The following is a 19,874-nucleotide window of genomic DNA, read 5'->3' on the forward strand; positions in this document are numbered from 1 at the left end:
GTACTATCGCGATCGGGAACACCGGCCGGGTAGATGAAGGGGGACGGTGTTGGAGATTCGCCTACCGGCGACCATGCGCAACGGGGGTGCGTGGTTACAGCGCTTCGTCGGGACTACTCCAGGTGCCATCGGCGCGGTCGCCGTCGTCACCGTGGTGTTGTGTCTGCTCGCCGGGTCGACCTCGGCCGATCAATTGAGCGGCAAGATCGCTCGGCGCGATACCGTGCTGGAACACACCGAACCACTGGCCTACGCCGCCCAGACCCTCTATGTCGCGCTGTCGGCCGCAGACGCGTCGGCGGCGACGGCCTTCCTGTCCGGCGGCATCGAATCACCGCAAGTGCGTGGGCAATATCAACAGGCACTCGCCGATGCCGCGGCGGCACTCGCCGAGGCGACCGCCGGGGCCGCCGATCAGCAGACCAGGAATATCGTCGCCAAGATCGCCGCCGACCTGCCCGCCTATACCGGCCTGGTCGAAACGGCGCGGTCGAACAACCGGCAGGGCTTTCCGGTCGGTTCGTCCTATCTGCGCGAGGCCTCGCTGTTGATGCAGAATTCGTTGCTGCCCAACGCCGAAACGCTCAGCAAGGACCGCATGGCCGCGCTGCGTCAGGATCAGCACGATATCGGCGCGCTGCCGTGGACGACCATCGTGTTGCTGACGCTGGTGCTGATCAGTTGTGGCGGTGGCACTTTGGTCCTGCTGCGCCGCACCAATCGCCGGATGAACCTCGGTCTGGCGGTCGCCGCCGGCGCGACGGCCATCGCGCTGTTGTGGGTGGTCGCCGCGACGGTCATCGCCGCGGCCGCACTCGATACCGGCAAATCCGGGGCGACCAGTCGCTTCGAAACCCTGACCCGGGCCCGGATCCTGGCCCAGCAAGCGCGCACCGACGAAACCCTGGAGTTGATCACCCGCGGCGATATCACGACCAGCGAAACCGATTTCCGCAAGCACACCAGGGAACTGGCGGATCGATTGACGACGGTAGCGGGACCGGACTCCGCTGCCTCGCGCAGCGTGCTCGGCTGGACCGCCGGACATGCCAAACAGCGCGAGGCCTACGAGGCGGCGAACTATCCCGCGGCCGTGGCGCAGGCCATCGGCACCGGTCCGGATTCCTCGGCGACATTGTTCGCCCAGCTCGATCAGCTGTTGCGCGACAACCTCATCCAGGAACGCGGCGAGTTGCGCGACGGAGTCGACTCGGCGGGTGCGACGTTGACACTCAGCCCCGCGGGAACACTGGTGCTCCTGTTCGGTGCCGCGGCATCGACGGTCACCGGTTTGTGGCCACGGCTGAAGGAGTTCCTGTGAGACGGCGAATCGTCCTGCGGCGGTCCGGTTTCGGATGGATGGCGCTGGTCGCGGTGAGCGCGCTGGTGACCGCATGCGGTTCTGGCATCCAGCCCCCGGCGTCCACGAATGTGGCCGCGGTCAACCCCAAGCCCGATCTCGTCGAGATCACGACGCCACCGCAGAGCGAATCCAGCGGCAATTGCGATCCGGAGGCCACCCTGCGCCCCGGTCCGTTGCCGAGTCCCGGTGCGATGCCGTCGGGTTCGGCGATGGCGGCCATCGTCGCCAATGGCAAGCTGCGGGTCGGGGTGGATCAGAACACCTACCTGTTCGGTTTCCGCAATCCCAGCACCGGACAACTCGAGGGCTTCGATATCGATATCGCCCGCGAAATCGCGCGATCCCTCTTCGGTGATCCGGACCGGATCGAATTGCGTTCGGTCACCGCGGCCGAGCGGATACCCGCCCTGCAGAACAAGCAGGTCGACCTGATTGTGCGCACCTTCTCGGCGACCTGTGAGCGGCGTCGCGATGTCGACTTCTCGGGTGTCTATTACCGTGCGACGCAACGCCTTCTGGCCGTCCGCAACTCCGGCATCCGGACCGGTGCGGATCTGGGTGGTAAGCGGGTGTGCGTCACTCGAGGCACCACCTCACCCGGACCACTGTTCAGCCTGCCCAAGCGGCCCGTCGTCCTGGGCGCGTCCAACTGGACCGACTGTCTGGCCGCGCTGCAACAGGGCCATGTGGACGCGATCAGCGGCGACGATCCGATCCTGGTCGGTCTGGTCGCGCAGGACCGGAATCTGCAGATCGTCGGCGAGGTAATCGGCACCGGCGCGTACGCGGTCGGCATCGCGCAGGGACATCCGGATCTGGTCCGCTTCGTCAATGGTGTGCTGGAACGCATCCGCGGCGATGGCACCTGGCAGCAGCTCTACAACGCCAGACTCAGCGCCCTCGGCCCGTCACCCGGTCCGCCGGACCTGCGCTACAAAGAGTGAGACCATGCAGATACTCACTCTCGCCGAAATCGACGCTGAATTAGCCACCCGCACAAACGAATTCGATGCCATCACCGCCACCCTACTGGAATTGGACAAACATCCCGGCCACACACTGCTACAGCGTTATCCGCCGACCGGTGTTACCGAACAGCGTTGGCTGCCGGTCCGTGCCGCGCTCGCGCTGATGTGGGAGGACTACAGCCGCCTGCAGATCATCCTGGATTCGGCGCACAAGGTGCGCGGCGCTCGCACGCGCCTCGACGACGGTGAGCGCGCCGAACTCACCCGGCTGCTGCGCGGGCGCCCCTATGAAGCCGCGCGCACGCCTATACCGATGGCGCAACGTTCGCTCACCGGACCCGCCGAAGAGGTTCTGTTCGTCGGACTCGTCGATACCGTTGATCGAATGCGGGCCACCTTCCCGGAAATCGCCGAATTCTTCGACGCGGTCGATGCGGTGAACAGTCGGGTGATGTCGGGCCTCGCGCCGCTGCAGGACACCCTGGACAAGGCGGGCGCGGGCGGGGGCGAGACCGCGCAGCTGCGCGTGATCGGTAACGGCATCGCCGAATTGCTGAGCCTTTCGGCGACCGATCCGCTCGCACTGACGGTGCCGGAGATCGATGCGCGCCTCGCGGAGTTGTCGGGGCAGTTCCGACACGTGGCCACCATCCTCGCCGAACTCGATGCGGTGGGTGCGGATTGGGCCGCGGCGGTCTCCGAGACGCGTAGGCGCTTGGCGGCGCTGCGGGCGACTCGAGCCAGCGCGGCGGAGGCGAGGGCGCAAGTCGAGGCGAAGATCCTGGCGGGTCCGCTGCCGGTGTACGAGGACGACACCGCCGCGCTCGAAGCGGAACTCGATGCGTTATCGGCGAAAACGGGTGCGGCAGCGGATTTGGTGCGGTTGCGGACGCGAGTCGCCGACGCGATCGCCGGGGCGGCCACCGTGGAGGAGTTGGCTCAGGGCCTGCTCGATCGGCGTAGCGAGCTGCGTGGACGGCTGGCCGCCTATCAGGCGAAGGCAGCTCGACTCGGCGTCAGCGAGGACCGAGATGTCCTGGCCTCCAATCAGATCGCGGCGGGTCTGCTCGCGCGGCGACCGTGCGATCTGGCGGCCGTCACCCGGGCGGTCGCCGACTTCCAGCAGATCATCGGGGAGAAATCGGGGCGGGGCAGATGACCTGTAATGAGCCGGATTGCGGCGGCACCATCGAAGACGGATATTGCGTGGTATGCGGCACCGCACCCGCCGAGGCGATCACGGTCTCGGCGGAAATACCCATCCCGCAGAGGGTTTCCAGCGATGGGCGCGCCTGCGCCGAACCGGGCTGCACTGGAGCGATTGTCGGCGGGTATTGCGATGCCTGCGGTACGGCGCCGGCTGAATCACAGCTGGCTACCTGCGCCGAACCAGGCTGTCGCGGAACCATTGTCGACGGCTACTGCGATGCCTGCGGCACCGCTCCGGCCGGGACTTCCGCACTATCGGTGCGCTCCGGAAGCACCCGCGCCTCTGGGCGCTCGGTGCGCACCGGCCGGACCTCATCGAAATCCACCGCCCGCGGTCGACTCGGCGCTGGCATGGTGGAGGTGCCGCGAATGCCGCGCATCGACCCCGCCACCGCGGTCCTAACCGATCCGCAGGTCGCCGAGGGAAAACGGTTCTGCGGCAAATGCGAACGACCGGTCGGACGCGGCCATGACGGTGCGCCCGGCCGCAGCGAGGGCTTCTGCCCCAGCTGCGGCACCCGGTTCTCCTTCACGCCGAAGCTGAGCAAAGGCGATCTGGTCGGCGGACAGTACGACGTCGTCGGCTGTCTGGCGCACGGCGGGCTCGGCTGGATCTATCTGGCCACCGACCGCAATGTCGCCAACCGCTGGGTGGTGCTGAAAGGCCTACTCAATTCAGGGGACCTGGACGCGATGGCCGCGGCGGTCGCCGAGAAGCGGTTCCTGGCCGAGGTCGAGCATCCGAGCATCGTCAAGATCTACAACTTCGTCGAGCACCGCGGCGCCGACGGTGTCGCGGTCGGCTATATCGTCATGGAGTACGTCGGCGGGACGTCGCTCAAACAGATCCTGCGCGCCCGCCGCGATACCGACGGCAGCTATCTGCCACCGCCGCAGGCCATCGCCTACATCCTGGAGATGTTGCCCGCGCTCGGCTATCTGCATTCCCTCGGCCTGGCCTACTGCGATTTCAAGCCGGACAATGTGATGCAGACCGATGAGCAGCTCAAGCTCATCGATATGGGCGCGGTGATCGCAATGGACGATCAGGACAGCCCCATCTACGGCACCATCGGCTATCAGGCGCCGGAGATCTCCGAAACCGGGCCGACCGTCGCCACCGAGGTCTACACCGTCGGGCGCACTCTCGCGGTATTGCTGATGAATGTGCCGCAGCAGGGCGGACATTTCGGCGCACTGCCCGGCCCGCAGGTCGAACCGCTGCTGGCGAAATACGATTCGCTGCACCGATTCATCCTGCGCGCCACCGACGCCGATCCGGACGCGCGCTTCTCCTCGATGGAGGAGATGACCGATCAGCTGACCGGCGTGCTGCGTGAGGTGCTGAGCATCGATGACGGTGTGCCGCGTCCCGGTATGTCGGCCTACTTCGGACCGCCACGCGGCGTATTCGGCATTCAGGAAGCACCGACGCCGACGAGTATTGTTGCGGCACTGCCGGTTCCGCTGGTCGACCCGAATGACAGCGGTGCTGCGCTCCTGGCGACAACCGGCGGCACCTCACCCGCCGAACTGGAACCAGCTTTCGAGGCGGGACTGCGCTCGGTGCTCACGAACCACGTTGCTTCCGTGGAGATTCCGCTGCGGATTGTGCGCGCCGCTCTAGAAGTCGGCGACCCGACCGATGCGCTGCGCCGACTCGACGAACTCGCCGACACTCTGCCGGGTGACTGGCGACTGGCCTGGTACCGCGGTCAAGCCGAACTGCTCGCGGGCAATATCGATGCTGCCCATGCCGAATTCGATGCCGTGTATGCCGCGTTGCCCGGCGAGGCCGCACCCAAGGTGGCCCAGGCGGCCGTCGCCGAACTCACCGGCGCACAGCCGGATCGGCGACAGGCCGCGCGCTACTACGACACGATCTGGCGCACCGACCACGGCTTCGTCAGCGCCGCCTTCGGACTGGCCCGGCTGCGCAACGCGGACGGCGATCGCGACGGCGCGGTTGCCGTACTCGATCAGGTGGATTCGGCCTCGGCGCTCTACACCGAGGCACGCCTGACGGCCGTGGAGATCATGCTGGCCGACCGCACCCCCGACGAGTTGTCCGAATCGCTGTTACGCGATGCGGGCGGGCGGGTCGAGGCATTGCGGATCGAATCGAAAAGCCGTAGTGCACAAGTGCGGATGCGTGTGCTGGATGCCGCATGGAACTGGCTGCGCGCGGGTAAAGCACCGACGACACATGGGGCGCTGCTCGGCGCCAACCTCGATCAGGACGGAGTACGAACCGGTTTGGAGCGCTGCTATCGCGACCTCGCCCGCGAAACCGAAGATATGTGGACCCGATTCGAGCTCGTGGATCGTGCCAATGCGATCCGGCCGAGGACGACGCTATGACCGCGCCCGAGACCGACCTACAGCCGCGCTGCCCGGAATGCGCGGCGCGGGTCGGGGTGGCCGACCGGTTCTGCGAGGCCTGCGGCCGCCAACTCGGTGCGCGCCGAATCGCGCTGCCTCGGTGGGATCCGAATGCGGCACCGACGTGTGAGGGCTGTGGCGGCACCCGCTACGACGCTGACGGCTATTGCGGCGGCTGCGGTCAATTGCGGCCCCAACCGGATCGGTTCGAGGCCGATCTCGGCGCGGTGTATGTGATGACCGATCGCGGTATCGCGCACGCGCGCAACGAGGATGCGGTCGCCGCCGCGGTACTGGAAGACGGGGCCGAGCGCCCGGTCGTCACGGTGATCGTGGTCAGCGACGGCGTCTCCACCTCCGACAATCCGCAGGCGGCCTCGGGCGCGGCGGTGCGGGCTGGCGTCGATGCCTGCCTCACCGCACTGGCCGAAGCACGCTCCGGCACGGCCGTGGTCATGGCCGGGCTCACGGCCGCATCGCAGGCCGTCCGCGATATCGCGACACACGAAGGCCACGCTCCGTCGTGCACCTACGTTTCGGCCATCGTGCGCGGATACGGCGGCGACGGCCTGGAGATCACCGTAGCGAATGTCGGTGACAGCCGGGCATATTGGTTGCAGGGCACCGGCATCGAGCCGATCGCGGGCGGAAATTTGCCATCGACGCGGCTGACCGTCGACGACTCGTGGGCGCAGGCACTCGTCGATGCCGGTGCAATGGACGAGCAGTCCGCGATGCAGGATCCGCGGGCACACACCTTGCTGCGCTGGCTCGGCGCCGACAGCGAGGACAAACCGTGGTCGGACCGATGTGTGAAAACCTTTCACACCACGGGCCCCGGGGTGCTCTTGCTCTGCACTGACGGACTCTGGAACTACATATCCGATCCGGTGGCGCTCGCGCGAATGATCAGCGGGTTACCGCGCGAGGAGGCGGCGCGGACGCTTGTCGAATTTGCACTACGGTCCGGGGGGAGCGACAACATCACCGTCGCGCTGGTGCCGATCGGGCCATCGGTCGATGCAGGAGTTGCACAGTGAGTCCCATTGCGAATACGGGTATTTCGGTAGCGATAGACCAGAACGAATATCTGGCCGAGGGCGCGGGCACGGTCGATGCGGTGGTGACCGTGGAGACGGGTGCGGATTTCGTGGCGGCCGGACCGGAGCCGGAGCGGCTGGAGGTACTGATCATCGACTGCTCCGGATCAATGGCCACCGGTAAGAAGTTCGAAGGTGCACGCCGAGCGACCCTGGCCGCACTCGATGTGCTTAAGGACGGCACCCGGTTCGCGATCATCGAGGGCACATCAGTGGCGCGGCTGACCTATCCGAGCGATAAACCATCGGTGCCCGTCAACCGTGACACCAGGGCAGCGGCGCGCCGCGCACTGGACAAGTTGCGCCCCAACGGCGGCACCGCCATGGGCACCTGGCTCGGGCTCACCCGACAGTTGGCCAAGAAGCATCCGGATGCGATGGTGCACGCCATTCTGCTCACCGACGGCAAGAACGAACACGAGGAACCCGCGACGCTGGCCGCTGAGATCGAACAGTCCGAGGGAATCTTCACCTGCGACTGCCGCGGCGTCGGAACGGACTGGCAGGTGGACGAATTGCGCACCATCGCCTCGGCGCTGCACGGCACGGTCGATATCGTCGCGGACCCGGCTAATCTGGCCGCGGACTTCGCCGCGATGACGCAGACGTCGATGGCCAAGGCGATTCCGGAACTCACCCTGCGGGTGTGGACACCGGCCGGAGCCACCGTCCAGTTCGTCAAGCAGGTCGCGCCGACCATCGAGGATCTGACCGCACGCCGCACCGATGCCGGACCGCAGCTGGGGGAGTACCCGCTCGGAGCCTGGGGGGCGGAGGACCGCGACTATCACGTGCAGGTGCGAGTCGAGCCCGCCGCGCCTGGACGGGAGAAGCTCGCGGCCCGCATCAGTGTGGTCTCCGGCGACGAAGTGGTCGGGCAGGGATTGGTGCGCGCGGTGTGGACCACCGAGACCGAGCTGTCGGCCCGGATCAGCAGGCGCGTCGCGCATTACACCGGACAGGCCGAACTCGCCCAGGTCGTGCAGGAAGGGTTGAGCGCGCGTAAGAACGGTGATGTGGAGACGGCGACGGCGAAGCTGCGGCGCGCGGTCGAGCTCGCTGCCGAATCCGGCAACGAGGGCACCGCGAAGCTGTTGCGCGGTGTGGTCGAGGTCGACGAGCGCAATGGCACCGTGCGATTGCGTGCCAGGGTCGAGGCCGCGGACGAAATGGCCTTGGACGCACGCTCGACCAAGACGGCGCGGGTACGCAAGGAGGGGTAATGGCGATCGCCACCTGTCCGGACGGGCATCAGTCCGTCGCGATGGACTACTGCGATGTCTGTGGTTCGCCGATCGGTGCACCCGCGCCGACGACCGCGGCCGCGCTGTGCCCGTCGTGTGGGTCGCCGAGCACCGGTCGCTTCTGTGAAGTCTGCGGCGCTGATTCCGCGCTGCCGACGCCCGTGCCGCGTGCGGCCGCGCCCACCGAAATCGCCACCGCGGTTTCCGCCGCCGGTGTGCTGACGTGGGTCGCCACGATCACCGCCGATCGCGAGTTCTACGACCGCGTGCAAGCCCGCAAGGGCCCCGACGCCGATCAGGTCGAGTTCCCGGCATTCTATCCCGAACGCCGAATCACCTTGCGCGGCACCGATATCCTGATCGGCAAACACAGCGTCTCACAGGGGCTGCAACCCGCGATCGATCTGGGCATCGCCCCCATCGATGCCGGTGTCTCCCGCGCCCACGCAATTCTGCGCATCGCCGAAAGCGGCATAACCATCACCGATCTCGGCTCGACCAACGGCACCAGCCTCAATGGCAGCGAAGACCTGATCCCCGCCGAGGTGCCGGTCCCACTCCGAAGCGGTGACCGCATCCACCTCGGCGGCTGGACCACAATCATCGTGACCGCCGAAAGCCCCTGAGCGAATACGGCGCGTCCCCATCGGCACACCCGTCATCACCAGCTCACGCCCGGCATAGAGGCTGTTGCCGATCAGGCTCGACAGGCGTCCAGCAGGCGATGGTGATGTCACAGCGGGGACCAAAGCGAGCATGATTGTGCGGCATCAGTCCATCCAGATAGGTGCCTGTGTCACGGCCGAAATCCGCGTTGATTCGGCTGCAGGCTCTATACAACGTTTGCGGTTGCACCGGCAGCGCAACGCGGCGCGACTCAGCGCCCGAGGTTCGGTTCGAGCTCCTGCAGTACCTCGTCGATGCGTCGCATGACATGGGAGCGCCAACCGGCGTCCATGATCGTGCGGGCCCTCTGCTGGAGCGGGTGGTCCGGATCGAATCCGGCGTGTGCCAAGAACAGTCGGGTGCCCTTGCCCTCGGGCTCCAGCGTCCAGGTGATCGTCCAGTTGGCAGCATGCTCGGCATTCGGCTCGGCATCGCGCCAGCCGACGCGCAGCATCCGCTCCGATTCGAAGGCCAGCACCTCGGCCGCGATCACGCCGGAAAAGCCGGTCGCCGGAACAGCTTTCGCGTCGATGGTGTAGCGGTGCCCGACCTCGAGCCGGAAGTCGGATGGCATGAACCACCGTGCGAGCAACTCCGGTTCGGTCAGCGCGCGCCACACCTTCGCCGGTGGGTGCGCAAGGAATTCGTCCACGTGAATAGTGGTCGGATCGTCGGTCATTCTCTCTCCTGTTCCATGGTGTCCAGCAGTTCACGCAGCCCGGTCAACTTCTCGCGCCAGAACCGCTCGAACGGGTGCAACCACTCTTGGATCTCGTACAGCGGGGCCGCCTCGAGCCGGTACAGCCGTTGCCGCCCGACCTTGTTCTCGCTGACCAATTCGGCCTCCCGCAGCACCCGCAGATGTTCGGAGAAGCTCGGCCGCGCCATGTCGAAATGCGCGGCCAGATCGGTCACCGGTTGCGGTCCGCCCTCGCGTAGCAGCCGCAGCACCTCGCGCCGAACCGGACTGGCCAACGCCGCGAAGACCCGCCCCTCGGGCGCCTCGACGGTCACCGGCCCGCGGCGGCCAGAACGAAGCGGTTGCCATCGGGATCGGTCAGCGTGGCCTGACGTCCCCAGGGCAGGTCGGTCGGTCCCTCGACCGCCACACCTGCCTCGGCCAGCGCCGCACAGTCCGCATCGAGGTCGGCGGTTTCGAGGATGACGCCGGTAGAACTGCCGGGCGTGAATCCCTGCTCCGTACTGGCCAGCGTGAACGCGGTCTGGGCGCCCTTTGGTGCGACCTGTAGCCAGCGCACCGGCCCCATCTGCTGATCCACCAGCACCTCGAATCCGAGGGTGTCGACATAGAAGTCCTTGGCCCGTTCCTGATCGGCGACGGGCACGGTAACGACCTTGGCATGGGTGATGTTCACGATCCCGACTATAGGTAGGAAAAATCCTACGCGTCAAATGGTGGCGACTAGGACCGATCGGTCGGTTACTATGCGCGTAGTATGTGGCCATGGGGTTCGAGTGGCCGGACTGGGCGTTCGCGCATTTGATCGGCATCGGACCCCGGGAGGTACGCCAAGTCCTCGAAAGCGCACGGCGCTGGCCGCGGAACGCCGATGACGGGCACGTGATGGTGTTGTCGGTCTGGGGTCGCACGGGCACCGGGCGGCCGCTGATCGTGGCGACGCGCCAACAGGACCAGTGGACCTGGCTGATCATCGGCGCCCGGGAAATGCGCGCCGACGAACTGAAAATGTTCGAGGAGTGGGAACAGGAGAACCGGTGATGAGCGATAAGGATTTCCCGTCCACCCCGGACGAAGTCGCGGCGTTCATGGATCGGCTGACCTTCAGCGACGACCCGGTCCCGCCGGAGAAGGCGCCGCCGCCACTCGCCCCCGGAGACGACATTGTGGTGACCAGCTCCATTCGCATGCCGCTGGAGCTGCACACCCGAGTCAAGCAGCTCGCCGACAGCCGTGGCATCGGCATGTCGACACTGATCCGGGAGTGGATGGAGGCGGCCATCGCCGAACTCGATGGCGACCAGCTCATCTCGCGCGCCGACGCCGTGCGCGCACTATCGCGACTGCATCCGATCCACCGCGCGAGCTGAGTCGGCGCTACGGCGGCCGAAAATAAGTGGCGCTCGGCTGCGATCATGGCGGATATGGAATCCGCCGTCTATCTGATAACCGGCATCCAGGCCGCCGGCAAGTCCACGGTCGCCCAGGCATTGGCGCAGCGGCTGCCGCGCTCGGCGCATGTGCGCGGGGATGCGTTCCGGCGCTTCATCATCGGCGGCCGAGCGGATATGAGTCCGGAGCCGTCGACGGAAGCACTGGACCAACTGCGGCTGCGGCACGCACTGGCCGCGCACACCGCCGATGCGTATGCCGCGGCCGGATTCACCGCCATCATCCAGGATGTCGTGCTCGGGGAGTTCCTGCCCTACACCCTCGACCGCATCCGGACCAGGCCGCGATATGTGGTGGTGCTCGCGCCGAAACCGGCCGTGGTCGCTGCGCGCGAGGCGGGCCGGGCCAAGGTCGCCTACGACGGCTTCACCGTCGACAGCCTGGACGAGGCGCTGCGGGCGCAGACTCCGCGCATCGGATTATGGTTGGACACTTCCGATCTCACCGTGGAGCAGACCGTCGACGAGATTCTCGAGCGGGCCCGGCCATTGGAGAGCGAAGTCCCTGCTCGGTGATTGTGTCCAACACCTTGGCGCCTCGTATTCCGACAGCTCGGTGCGCAGCCGCGAACACGCTGTAGCCGAATAGCGATGTCCAGGACATCGACTGGTTGGGGTGCTGTCGAGGAAGGCTGAGACCGCATTCGGACCAGGCCACGATAAAGTATGCACAACAACACGTTTGGACTGGTTCTGGCTTCAACTATCCGGTTCCGGTTGTATGCTTCCCCATCAAGCGAATGGCCTAAACGGGGGGCGGGGGCACAGGGGAACACTGACTTAGCGCCGAATCATCTTGCGAGCAGACCGATCTCGTGACGCGTGCCGCATCTTGCCTTTGAATTCCTCCACACATGCCGTCCTGCGGCGTGCGGACGGGATCCCTTGTCGTGCAACACAAGTGGAACGAAAATGGTGCGACACGCGCGTCGAATCGGCATGCGATGCTGCGCTGAGGAAGTCCCTGCCTGTCCAACCGGCGATACCCAGCCGTCAAAGAGGACAGGACAATCATGACGCGGTTGATCGATTTCTCCGCAGCTCTCATCGAGCCCGGCAACATCCAGACCGCAGGGTTTGCCGGGGTCGTCGGATACTTCTCCGAGTCGAGACCCGGAACGAATTTCGCCGCCAAACCACTGCGGCGCGACTACTGCGACCGGTTGCGCGCGGCGGGCCTCGAGATCGTCACCAACTACCAGTACGGCAAAGCGGACACGGCCGACTGGCGTGGCGGCTACGACGGCGGCGCCCGGCATGCCGAGACGGCGTTGCGCCTGCACTTCGAGGCGGGCGGCCCCGGCGACCGTCCGCTCTACGCTCCCGTCGACGACAACCCGGGCCTCGACGACTGGAACAATCTCATCGCTCCGTTCCTGCGTGGCTGGGCCTCGGTGGTCGGCGCCGAGTGGACCGGCGTCTACTGCAATGCCCGCTGCATCGACTGGGCTTTGGAAGACGGTGTCGCCCAATGGTTCTGGCAGCACAACTGGTCCGGCGATCCCGCCATCAACGGTGATCACCCCAAGGCGCACCTGCACCAGATCGAGATCGACCACCGCGAGATCGCCGGCGTCGGGATCGACGTCAGCGATGTCCTTAAACCCGACTACGGACAGTGGTCGGCCGCCACCAACACCCGATAACCCGAGGGGGTACATCATGGCGACATCACCTATCACCAAGCAAGACGACCAGACCGGCGTCAGTCCCAACTGCGACTCCCGCGACGGCGAGCAGGTTATCTGGTTCCTGCTGCACACCCAGGAAGGCGACGGCGATGCCCAGTCGCTGGCGCACTACCTGCAGAATGCCAATTCGGGCGTGTCCTACCACTACACCGTGGACAACTCCGGGACAGTGATCGACGTGGTTGATACCGACAATTCCGCGTGGGCCGTGATCAGCGGTAATCCTCGCTCGATCAATCTGTGCTTCGCGGGCTCGCGCGTGGCCTGGACGCGGGATGAGTGGTTCTCGAACATGCGGGCCGGAATCGACTGTGCCGCATGGATCGCCGTGCAGGACGCTCGCAAGTACGGTATTCCGATTCGCACGATCACACCCGAACAACTCGGCAACGACGAGGCCGGGATCGCCGACCACAACGCCTATACCATCGGCAAGCGCGAAGGCACACACACCGATGTCGGCCCCAATTTCCCGTGGGACTACCTGAACTCGAAGCTGGCCGAGTACAGCGAGGCCTGACCGAGACCTTGCCCGGCCCGGCGCCATTGCTCACGGCCGCCCGAGCCAGGCCTGGTCTGCTCGACATGGTTGACCTCGGAGCTGACCGTGCCGTCGGACAACCCGCAGATGCCCGCGCCAGCACGATCCCGCCAGCACATCGGTTTGTGTCCGATATCGATGACCAATGCGCAATTGGCGATCCTCGAGCCGGTGCTGCCACTGCCGCACAGCTGGCACGGAAACGTGGTCAGCCTGAATTACTCTGCCGCCGTGCGGTGGTGGACTCCGCGGGAACAGGCTGATTTGCCCATTTGCGGACCGCTTCCGCGAACCGCTCGACCACATCGGCTGGGGCGCCGCTGTAGATGGCCGATGGCCCGATGAACGGATCACGTTGCGGCAGTGGTGGATTGCAATCTGTGGCCGGCGATTGGCGGCGGTTCGGCTTTCTGGCGGTCATCGGCCCGCCTGACCGGTGTTCTCCGCGCCCGGATCGGCGTGCAGTTTCCGCACCGGCCACACCCTGTAAGGGAGGGGAGTGAGCGGGATCATCAGAGCGGGGATCTGAGCGAGCATTGGGCAGCACCTCTTGGTTGTTCCGTATTGGCAATCTGTTGTCAGGCAGACGATCTGGTGCAGGTGGGGCAGTCGGCGGACGAATCGGTGGGGTGCGGATGTCCCGTCTCGATCAGGCGTGTCCAACAGCCGCGCAACATCTCACACGTCCGCACCGTGCAGTCGGCGTGTAAGGCGCGGGATATCTCCCGATGCATCTGGGCCGGTGACATCGCATGGCTCGGATACTGGTGCCGGACGGCATCGGCAGCCATATCAGAATCCCAGATGCGGAACATCGGCCGGGACGAACCGGCCGGCCTCGATGAGCCGCTTCTTCGCCTGCGCCTTGACCGGGCATATCGACGCCTGGCAGTCCAAGTGGCTCTGCATGATTACATGCGCGTATTCGATTGTCATCACGGGCAATTCGCTGTGGTTCGCTACCGGCAGGCCGTGCATGCGGATACTCCGAATGTGAGTGTGGGTATTTGGAATGCCCGGTAGCCGAGGCCGAAACTGCCTGTGCTACAAAGTGGTTCGCTTAGGCAGTGGGTTCATCCCGGCTACCGGGGTGATGCAAGTAGACACCCGGCCTTCGGAAAACGGCATCCCCAATCGCCCGCTTCCGTCGTATTATCGCCAAACTTTCTCCGCGGATACCGCCACGTGAGCGCCACCTGCTGACGGCTTCCAAAAGTCCGGTCACTACATAGTGAGGCTAACGATATGAGCGTTACCGGCAGTACCCTCGCGCGCCGTGCCCTCGGTCGTGAACTGCGCCGATTGCGGACAGTCAAGGGCATGTATCAAGCCGAGGCGGCCAGGCTGGCCGAAACCTCCCCCCAATCGATCGGCCGTATAGAGGAGGGGCGATCGACCCGGATCACCAGCTTTCAGATCAACGCCCTGTGCGATGCCTATGGAGCCACCGACGACGAACGGCGAATCCTGTTGGGGCTGGTGCAGGAGGTGCGGGCCGCGCGGGAGCGGGGCGGCGGCTGGTGGCGTTCGTATGCCGATCAGATCACTGGGGACTTCGACCATTACCTGGCTTTGGAGGAGGCTGCGAGTCGATTGACGGCGTGGAAGGTAGCCATTGTTCCGGGGTTGCTCCAGACTCCGGACTATCGCCGTGCGATAGCTTGGGCTGAATCCCCCGAGCTGCCAACTGAGCAGATCGAGAGGCGAATCGAGTGGTTAATACGGAGGCAGAGACGTCTCGAAGACCCAAGTCTGACTGTGGAGGTCTTGTTGTCGGAGGCCGTCCTCCGCGAAGAGGTCGGAGGCCCAGCAGTTTTGGCGGAACAACTGCATCGACTTGCCGAAGTTGGCGCCTTGCCGAATGTTTCGATACGAGTCGTCCCATTCAACGCCCGCAACCATCTCGGCGTGTTGGTCGGATCGTGCTTCCTAATGGAATTTCCGCCCTTGCCGCAGTCCAAGTTGGTCGAACCGCCGATCGTCTACGTCGAGGGGTACGCCGGTGACTTGTACTTAGAGCGTGAGGAAGAAGTGGGACATTATCGAACTGCGCTCGCCGAGATCGGGCGTGTAGCGTTGGACGAGAGCGAGTCCAGGCGAAAAATCCTGGCGATAGCGAAGGAGTACAGGACGTGAGCGTCGATCTGTCCGGGGCGAACTGGTACAAGAGCAGCCGCAGCAGCTCGACGAAGGAATGCGTGGAGGTCGCACACCTCGATGGGGGCATGGTCGGGGTGCGGGACTCGAAGAACCCCACGGGCCCGGCTCTGGTGTTCAGGCCCGCCGAGTGGGATGCGTTCACGGAGGGTGTGCAGGGCGGGGAGTTCAAGCCGTCCTGAGTAGCGTGTGCATGTGAAATCGTAGGAACCCCAGATGCTTTCGGCATCTGGGGTTCTTCCGATTCAGCGTTCCTCCGCGATCGAAACCGCGATGATCGCTTTGCATGGTGGTGACCTGGCCGGTACCGTCTAGACGAGCTTGCGGGGGCGGGGAAGCCGGTCCGACCCCGGGTCTGGGATGGCACCGGTGCGAGAGGACGAGATGGCTAGCTGCAGCGGTGTGGTCCGGGGTGTGGTTCTCGGTGCGGGGGTGGTTGTACTGGTCTCGGCGTGCAACTCCGGTGGGGACTCGAAGGGCAGCGTGAACAGTGCGTCGTCGACGGCAACCATCGCGGCGGATGTGCCAGCGGGGTTCGATGCGTGTAAAGACATCCCGCAGTCGGTGATTCAGCAGGAACAGCTGATCAAGCCGACGCCGGACATCACAGATAGGCCCGGCGGCTACAAGTGGCGCGGCTGCGACTGGGTTCAGCGTGGTGGCGATGGATACGCTGTCACGATCGACACCACCAATATCACCTTGGCGATGGTGCGTGCGAACAGTCAGTTCACTGTCACCGAAGAGTCCAATGTGGCTGGGCGGGCGGCACTTACCTATCGCCCAAGCGATGATAAGACGGATCAACATGAGAACTGCATACTGATTGTCGATATGAGGGGCGGCAGCCTGGAGGTCAGTATCACCAACCCGCCTTCGGCCAAACTGACTGCCTCCCAGCACTCCTGCGACATCGCCAAGCGTCTCGGGAAAGGGATCGTTCCAGCGATACCTGCCACTCTCTAGACTTGAACGAACTCCGGTCGATCACTGTCGGAAACCCTGGGGGAGGACCACGAACTATGAGCGACTCCACGACATCATCATCGTCGGGCCCGCTGGCCAGCGCGATCAAGGACGCTCAGGACGGCAAACTGACTGTCAGTTTCAGCGACAAAGTGCGTGTCAACGCCGACGAGTTCGTCTACATCGAGCGCGACTGCGAGGCTTTCAAAGAAGAGATCCGCCGACTTCAGCGGATCGCTGAAAGGATCTCGAACCGAAAGAACTGGGGTCTCGGTGAGTCGACGGACGGTATGATCTCGGCCGCCACGCTGGTGGCTCGCTTCCGTGGTAAGGCCAAGATTGTCAATCCAGCCACGGACTCGAACAACAACGTCTACGACATGCTGGAGCAGCACTACCAGATCGCTGACGACATCCAAACCCTGCATCGCACAATCGCCCAGAAATACGTCGAGCAGGACCAAGAATTCGCCGCTGAGTACAACGCGTTGATGGCGAATAAGGAAGCCAGCCAGATCGGTACCCTAAACCAACCAGGCGTGATCTCAGCCCCGGCTGTCGGAGCCTCGAAATGACCGATTCGAACGAGCCCTCGAAGATTGCTGGTGGCGGTGAGCATGTCGATAGTTGGAACCATTGGGAGATTTACAACGCGTTCACTCCGCTGAACACGACCGAGGCTCACGATGGCTCCGGCGAGTATGCGCAGATCGCCACGTCGTGGGCCTCGGCGGCAGAACTTTTCGCCAACCGGATCAATCATTCGAGCTCGGCCGCCTGGGACGGCAATGCCGCGAACAGTTCGCGGGAAGCGATCAGCAAATACGCCAAGGCTGCATTGGACCTGACAACACCGCTGCAGAACCTCGCAGACCGAGTGTCAGCAGCGGCCAAGGGCGTCAACGATACTCAGAATGCCGTGGACAAGCCGCCGGACGGGGGATCGTGGTACAACCCGAAGAGCTGGAACCTGGGCATTTACCATGGCCCGAATTCCGCTGCGGTGCGCAACGATTGCGAGAGTTCCGCACGGGAAGCCATGCGCAGTCACTACGTAAACACATTCGTTTCGGCGGATAAGCAGATTCCAGTGCTCCCGGTACCGAACAGCCCAACCGATCCGTTGTACAAGCCACCGGAAACCAAGAACGATGGCTACACCCCGGGGACCAGTGGAAACGGTGGCGGTAACCCGACGTCCGGGACCGGTAACCAGGGCAAGGGCGACCAGAACGAAAATTCGCAGCCCGCAACCGATCCGACGACGAACAGTTCGCAGGATCCGTCGTCGACCACTCCCACGAGTACCGATTCGTCGCAGACCCCGTCGAGCACCTCCGGTACCCAACCGAGTTCGGTGACTCCCACGACGAGTACTTCGACGACGCCGAGCAGCTACCCGGGCGGAACGGGCAGCAACGGCAGCGGGCTGGGCGGCACCTCCGGCACCACCTCGGGCAAGCCCGGCAGCAGCGTTCCCGGTACACCGACCGCCACCGGCACGGCAGCCAACGCGGCACGTGCGGCGACCACCAGCACCGGCACCTCAGGAATGTCGGGCATGGGCGGGATGGGCGGTGGTCGTGGCCAATCCAAGGGCGACGACGAGTCCCATCAGCTCCCCGAGTGGCTTCGGAATATGGAGAACACCGAAGAGTTGCTCGGTCCTGCCCCGAAATCTGTTCCCGGCGGCGTGATCGGCGGTGACCACGCCGAACCCGGATCGACACCGAGCTGATCTCCGGCCGCCGGTCGAAGCATCGGTGGCCGGGGCGTTTCCTGCCTGAATTTCGTTGGCTCGCCGCCTGTCCCGAGGTACTTACGCAGTACCCGGGCGGCGCCGAGTCCGCCGCATGATGTTGATTGGATGACCACGATGGCCGAATGGAGTTGGGAACCGGACGATTTCGCGGCGCTCTGGTACAGCGACGCGAACGACCGGTTCCCGGACCCGCTGCGCTATGTCAGCCGTTTGGCCACCAACGATGAGGTCGCCGCGCATCGGGTCGCCGTGCGCGCCCGCTACGGTGTCGAGGAAACCGAGCAGATCAACCTCGCCCTGCACACTCTCACCACCTCCGAGCTGCGTATCGAAATCGGCGGTGAATCAACGGTTCTCGGCAAGGGCGAACCCCGTGAATACCGCGTCCTCGGGGCCCGGACCCCATATCACGCGGTGATGCTGACCCAGACCGCCACGGGCGGTGTCGACAGCCCTATCCGCTGTCGGCTGTTCCGCACCGAACAGCTGGCGGCGCGCTTGGCCGGCATTCTGCCCTCGGTTCCTCCGGGCAGCGCTAAACCGGACACCTTCCATGTCGAGGACCTGCGTTCCAGTAACAACGGTCATGGCCGCAATAGTCCGCTGGAACGTTTCGATCGTCTCACTCAGCACCGCTCCGGCGCGGGCGTCGCCGGCCTGCTCGCGGGATACCTGCACAGCCGCCCGGCCCCCTGGTATGCCCTCGGATGGTTCGATGCCGAGGGCGATGGCCGATACGTTCAGCAGCAAACCCGCGAGCACATCACCATCCGCCCCGCCACCACCGGCGATCTCACCAATTACTTCGAAACCTGGATCGACCTGGCCCTGAAACGACTCCACGGCGACGACCCCGACAGCTGGTGATGCGATCGTCGCCGGATTCGGGGTCGCCGTAGTATCGGCCGAAAATCGGGCGGATATGCCCGGGCGCAGATACCGAGGCCCGGTTCCCGCACGCCGGCCCGCTGATGACCCGCCGCGCCATCCTCGGCCTGATCGCCGAGCGCTGAGACGACCTGCTGCGGCTTTCCGGGTCGCTGAAGTGCGGGCACGCCACCGCCTCGCTGCTGGTCGGCAAGCTGTCGGCCTCGGACCGGCAGAACACCCTCGCGGCCGCGCTCGAGGAGCACAGGCGCTGCGCCGCACGAATCGCCTGAACCACAGAGTATTACGGGCTCGCCGTTGAACAGACGCGCCGGGCAGGCCGACACGTCGACGACGAAGTCTTGGCGCACATCAGCCCTGCGCACAGCGAGAATCAACTTCTTCGGCGCCATCGACGCCGAGCTGACCGAGCTCGGCCCCACCGGCTACCGGCTGCTGGAAACCGCTGTCAGCTACGGCAACGAGGAAGCCGTCGGTCGCGCGATCGCGCCCTCTGGGATCGCGCGTGAAGACCTGTTCGTCACCACGAAACTGTGGATCCAGGACTCGCGCAACGGCTCGGCTCGGCCGAGGAAGCCACGAAACGCTCCTTCGACGCCTCTCTGCAGCGCTTCGGCCTGGACTACCTCGATCTGTATCTGATCCACCAGCCCCTCGGCGACTACTACGGCGAATGGCGGGCCATGCTGCACCGCCAAGGCCCCTCACCGACTAGGAAATGAACCGCATCGCCGCCCTCGACACCGGCCCATCCCTGTTCTTCGACCACCATGACACCGACACGGT

At 65.1% G+C, this 19,874-nt stretch carries 23 protein-coding genes and 2 pseudogenes; 21 read left to right on the forward strand and 4 right to left on the reverse strand.

Annotated features, from left to right (window positions below):
* Positions 1-46: 46 nt before the first annotated feature.
* The 7 genes from ACIBI6_RS16265 to ACIBI6_RS16295 are packed head-to-tail and all read left to right on the forward strand — an operon-like array spanning position 47 to position 8,892.
* Positions 47-1,321: a hypothetical protein gene (locus ACIBI6_RS16265; RefSeq protein WP_396956803.1), complete on the forward strand. Its 1,275-nt coding sequence runs from the start codon at positions 47-49 to the stop codon at positions 1,319-1,321.
* The gene (locus tag ACIBI6_RS16270; protein WP_364351332.1) at positions 1,318-2,307 is read left to right on the forward strand and encodes a glutamate ABC transporter substrate-binding protein; all 990 of its coding nucleotides are present in this window, start codon (positions 1,318-1,320) and stop codon (positions 2,305-2,307) included. The genes ACIBI6_RS16265 and ACIBI6_RS16270 overlap by 4 nt, the downstream gene beginning before the upstream one ends.
* 4 nt (positions 2,308-2,311) lie before the next feature.
* Positions 2,312-3,490 (forward strand): hypothetical protein, encoded by a 1,179-nt coding sequence (locus ACIBI6_RS16275; RefSeq protein WP_396956805.1) that lies wholly within the window; start codon positions 2,312-2,314, stop codon positions 3,488-3,490.
* Positions 3,487-5,901: a tetratricopeptide repeat protein gene (locus tag ACIBI6_RS16280; RefSeq protein WP_396956807.1), complete on the forward strand. Its 2,415-nt coding sequence runs from the start codon at positions 3,487-3,489 to the stop codon at positions 5,899-5,901. Before ACIBI6_RS16275 ends, ACIBI6_RS16280 begins: the two co-directional genes overlap by 4 nt.
* The gene (locus tag ACIBI6_RS16285) at positions 5,898-6,962 is read left to right on the forward strand and encodes a PP2C family protein-serine/threonine phosphatase (protein ID WP_396956809.1); all 1,065 of its coding nucleotides are present in this window, start codon (positions 5,898-5,900) and stop codon (positions 6,960-6,962) included. The genes ACIBI6_RS16280 and ACIBI6_RS16285 overlap by 4 nt, the downstream gene beginning before the upstream one ends.
* The gene (locus ACIBI6_RS16290; protein ID WP_364351344.1) at positions 6,959-8,245 is read left to right on the forward strand and encodes a VWA domain-containing protein; all 1,287 of its coding nucleotides are present in this window, start codon (positions 6,959-6,961) and stop codon (positions 8,243-8,245) included. Before ACIBI6_RS16285 ends, ACIBI6_RS16290 begins: the two co-directional genes overlap by 4 nt.
* The gene (locus ACIBI6_RS16295; protein ID WP_396956812.1) at positions 8,245-8,892 is read left to right on the forward strand and encodes an FHA domain-containing protein; all 648 of its coding nucleotides are present in this window, start codon (positions 8,245-8,247) and stop codon (positions 8,890-8,892) included. The genes ACIBI6_RS16290 and ACIBI6_RS16295 overlap by 1 nt, the downstream gene beginning before the upstream one ends.
* A gap of 251 nt (positions 8,893-9,143) precedes the next feature.
* On the opposite strand, the gene ACIBI6_RS16300 is transcribed toward ACIBI6_RS16295, so the two are convergent.
* Genes ACIBI6_RS16300 through ACIBI6_RS16310 form a run of 3 tightly spaced genes read right to left on the reverse strand, consistent with a single transcriptional unit; the run spans position 9,144 to position 10,308 of the window.
* Positions 9,144-9,611 (reverse strand): SRPBCC domain-containing protein, encoded by a 468-nt coding sequence (locus tag ACIBI6_RS16300; RefSeq protein WP_364351350.1) that lies wholly within the window; start codon positions 9,609-9,611, stop codon positions 9,144-9,146.
* Complete coding sequence (locus ACIBI6_RS16305; protein ID WP_364351353.1) at positions 9,608-9,946, reverse strand: metalloregulator ArsR/SmtB family transcription factor; 339 nt, start codon at positions 9,944-9,946, stop codon at positions 9,608-9,610. The genes ACIBI6_RS16300 and ACIBI6_RS16305 overlap by 4 nt, the downstream gene beginning before the upstream one ends.
* A complete protein-coding gene (locus ACIBI6_RS16310) occupies positions 9,943-10,308 on the reverse strand; it encodes a glyoxalase superfamily protein (protein WP_364351356.1) in 366 nt (121 codons plus the stop codon). The genes ACIBI6_RS16305 and ACIBI6_RS16310 overlap by 4 nt, the downstream gene beginning before the upstream one ends.
* 89 nt (positions 10,309-10,397) lie before the next feature.
* Here ACIBI6_RS16310 and ACIBI6_RS16315 point away from each other — a divergent pair, with 89 nt between their 5' ends.
* The 5 genes from ACIBI6_RS16315 to ACIBI6_RS16335 all read left to right on the forward strand — a co-directional run bounded on the left by ACIBI6_RS16315 (position 10,398) and on the right by ACIBI6_RS16335 (position 13,294).
* On the forward strand, positions 10,398-10,673 hold the full coding sequence (locus ACIBI6_RS16315) for a hypothetical protein (protein WP_364351359.1): 276 nt from the start codon (positions 10,398-10,400) through the stop codon (positions 10,671-10,673).
* On the forward strand, positions 10,673-11,002 hold the full coding sequence (locus ACIBI6_RS16320) for a hypothetical protein (RefSeq protein ID WP_364351362.1): 330 nt from the start codon (positions 10,673-10,675) through the stop codon (positions 11,000-11,002). The genes ACIBI6_RS16315 and ACIBI6_RS16320 overlap by 1 nt, the downstream gene beginning before the upstream one ends.
* Before the next feature lie 45 nt (positions 11,003-11,047).
* The gene (locus ACIBI6_RS16325) at positions 11,048-11,599 is read left to right on the forward strand and encodes an AAA family ATPase (protein WP_364351365.1); all 552 of its coding nucleotides are present in this window, start codon (positions 11,048-11,050) and stop codon (positions 11,597-11,599) included.
* A 497-nt stretch (positions 11,600-12,096) separates the two neighbouring features.
* On the forward strand, positions 12,097-12,729 hold the full coding sequence (locus ACIBI6_RS16330; protein WP_364351368.1) for a DUF1906 domain-containing protein: 633 nt from the start codon (positions 12,097-12,099) through the stop codon (positions 12,727-12,729).
* 16 nt (positions 12,730-12,745) lie between these two features.
* Positions 12,746-13,294: an N-acetylmuramoyl-L-alanine amidase gene (locus ACIBI6_RS16335; protein WP_364351371.1), complete on the forward strand. Its 549-nt coding sequence runs from the start codon at positions 12,746-12,748 to the stop codon at positions 13,292-13,294.
* Positions 13,295-14,107: 813 nt separating this feature from the next.
* Here ACIBI6_RS16335 and ACIBI6_RS16340 read toward each other — a convergent pair.
* The gene (locus tag ACIBI6_RS16340; RefSeq protein WP_364351374.1) at positions 14,108-14,251 is read right to left on the reverse strand and encodes a hypothetical protein; all 144 of its coding nucleotides are present in this window, start codon (positions 14,249-14,251) and stop codon (positions 14,108-14,110) included.
* A gap of 309 nt (positions 14,252-14,560) precedes the next feature.
* Between ACIBI6_RS16340 and ACIBI6_RS16345 the strand changes: the two genes are divergently transcribed.
* From ACIBI6_RS16345 to ACIBI6_RS16385, 9 genes and pseudogenes are all read left to right on the forward strand, one after another.
* On the forward strand, positions 14,561-15,451 hold the full coding sequence (locus ACIBI6_RS16345) for a helix-turn-helix domain-containing protein (RefSeq protein WP_396956817.1): 891 nt from the start codon (positions 14,561-14,563) through the stop codon (positions 15,449-15,451).
* Positions 15,448-15,654: a DUF397 domain-containing protein gene (locus ACIBI6_RS16350; protein WP_364351383.1), complete on the forward strand. Its 207-nt coding sequence runs from the start codon at positions 15,448-15,450 to the stop codon at positions 15,652-15,654. Before ACIBI6_RS16345 ends, ACIBI6_RS16350 begins: the two co-directional genes overlap by 4 nt.
* 202 nt (positions 15,655-15,856) lie before the next feature.
* On the forward strand, positions 15,857-16,438 hold the full coding sequence (locus ACIBI6_RS16355) for a DUF3558 domain-containing protein (RefSeq protein WP_364351386.1): 582 nt from the start codon (positions 15,857-15,859) through the stop codon (positions 16,436-16,438).
* 56 nt (positions 16,439-16,494) lie between these two features.
* Entirely contained in the window at positions 16,495-17,013 is a 519-nt protein-coding gene (locus tag ACIBI6_RS16360) for a hypothetical protein (RefSeq protein WP_396956820.1), read from the forward strand.
* On the forward strand, positions 17,010-18,176 hold the full coding sequence (locus tag ACIBI6_RS16365) for a hypothetical protein (RefSeq protein ID WP_396956821.1): 1,167 nt from the start codon (positions 17,010-17,012) through the stop codon (positions 18,174-18,176). The genes ACIBI6_RS16360 and ACIBI6_RS16365 overlap by 4 nt, the downstream gene beginning before the upstream one ends.
* Positions 18,177-18,305: 129 nt before the next feature.
* On the forward strand, positions 18,306-19,067 hold the full coding sequence (locus ACIBI6_RS16370; protein WP_396956822.1) for an ESX secretion-associated protein EspG: 762 nt from the start codon (positions 18,306-18,308) through the stop codon (positions 19,065-19,067).
* A 32-nt stretch (positions 19,068-19,099) separates the two neighbouring features.
* Positions 19,100-19,526, forward strand: a pseudogene (locus tag ACIBI6_RS16375) (Tn3 family transposase); the annotation flags it as partial.
* Positions 19,524-19,583 (forward strand): annotated as a pseudogene (locus ACIBI6_RS16380) (hypothetical protein); the annotation flags it as partial. The pseudogenes ACIBI6_RS16375 and ACIBI6_RS16380, both read left to right, overlap by 3 nt.
* Before the next feature lie 38 nt (positions 19,584-19,621).
* Complete coding sequence (locus ACIBI6_RS16385) at positions 19,622-19,810, forward strand: aldo/keto reductase (protein WP_396956823.1); 189 nt, start codon at positions 19,622-19,624, stop codon at positions 19,808-19,810.
* Positions 19,811-19,874 lie beyond the last annotated feature (64 nt).

This window comes from Nocardia sp. NPDC050412 (assembly GCF_044458825.1).
In the GTDB taxonomy this organism is placed as follows: Bacteria; Actinomycetota; Actinomycetes; order Mycobacteriales; family Mycobacteriaceae; genus Nocardia.

Coding starts and splice junctions, on each gene's coding strand:
- ACIBI6_RS16325 (WP_364351365.1), top strand. CDS start 11,048: ATGGCGGATATGGAATCCGCCGTCTATCTGATAACCGGCATCCAGGCC.
- ACIBI6_RS16285 (WP_396956809.1), top strand. CDS start 5,898: ATGACCGCGCCCGAGACCGACCTACAGCCGCGCTGCCCGGAATGCGCG.
- ACIBI6_RS16315 (WP_364351359.1), top strand. CDS start 10,398: ATGGGGTTCGAGTGGCCGGACTGGGCGTTCGCGCATTTGATCGGCATC.
- ACIBI6_RS16280 (WP_396956807.1), top strand. CDS start 3,487: ATGACCTGTAATGAGCCGGATTGCGGCGGCACCATCGAAGACGGATAT.
- ACIBI6_RS16300 (WP_364351350.1), bottom strand. CDS start 9,611: ATGACCGACGATCCGACCACTATTCACGTGGACGAATTCCTTGCGCAC.
- ACIBI6_RS16340 (WP_364351374.1), bottom strand. CDS start 14,251: ATGACAATCGAATACGCGCATGTAATCATGCAGAGCCACTTGGACTGC.
- ACIBI6_RS16275 (WP_396956805.1), top strand. CDS start 2,312: ATGCAGATACTCACTCTCGCCGAAATCGACGCTGAATTAGCCACCCGC.
- ACIBI6_RS16320 (WP_364351362.1), top strand. CDS start 10,673: ATGAGCGATAAGGATTTCCCGTCCACCCCGGACGAAGTCGCGGCGTTC.
- ACIBI6_RS16335 (WP_364351371.1), top strand. CDS start 12,746: ATGGCGACATCACCTATCACCAAGCAAGACGACCAGACCGGCGTCAGT.
- ACIBI6_RS16360 (WP_396956820.1), top strand. CDS start 16,495: ATGAGCGACTCCACGACATCATCATCGTCGGGCCCGCTGGCCAGCGCG.
- ACIBI6_RS16295 (WP_396956812.1), top strand. CDS start 8,245: ATGGCGATCGCCACCTGTCCGGACGGGCATCAGTCCGTCGCGATGGAC.
- ACIBI6_RS16330 (WP_364351368.1), top strand. CDS start 12,097: ATGACGCGGTTGATCGATTTCTCCGCAGCTCTCATCGAGCCCGGCAAC.
- ACIBI6_RS16355 (WP_364351386.1), top strand. CDS start 15,857: ATGGCTAGCTGCAGCGGTGTGGTCCGGGGTGTGGTTCTCGGTGCGGGG.
- ACIBI6_RS16370 (WP_396956822.1), top strand. CDS start 18,306: ATGACCACGATGGCCGAATGGAGTTGGGAACCGGACGATTTCGCGGCG.
- ACIBI6_RS16345 (WP_396956817.1), top strand. CDS start 14,561: ATGAGCGTTACCGGCAGTACCCTCGCGCGCCGTGCCCTCGGTCGTGAA.
- ACIBI6_RS16365 (WP_396956821.1), top strand. CDS start 17,010: ATGACCGATTCGAACGAGCCCTCGAAGATTGCTGGTGGCGGTGAGCAT.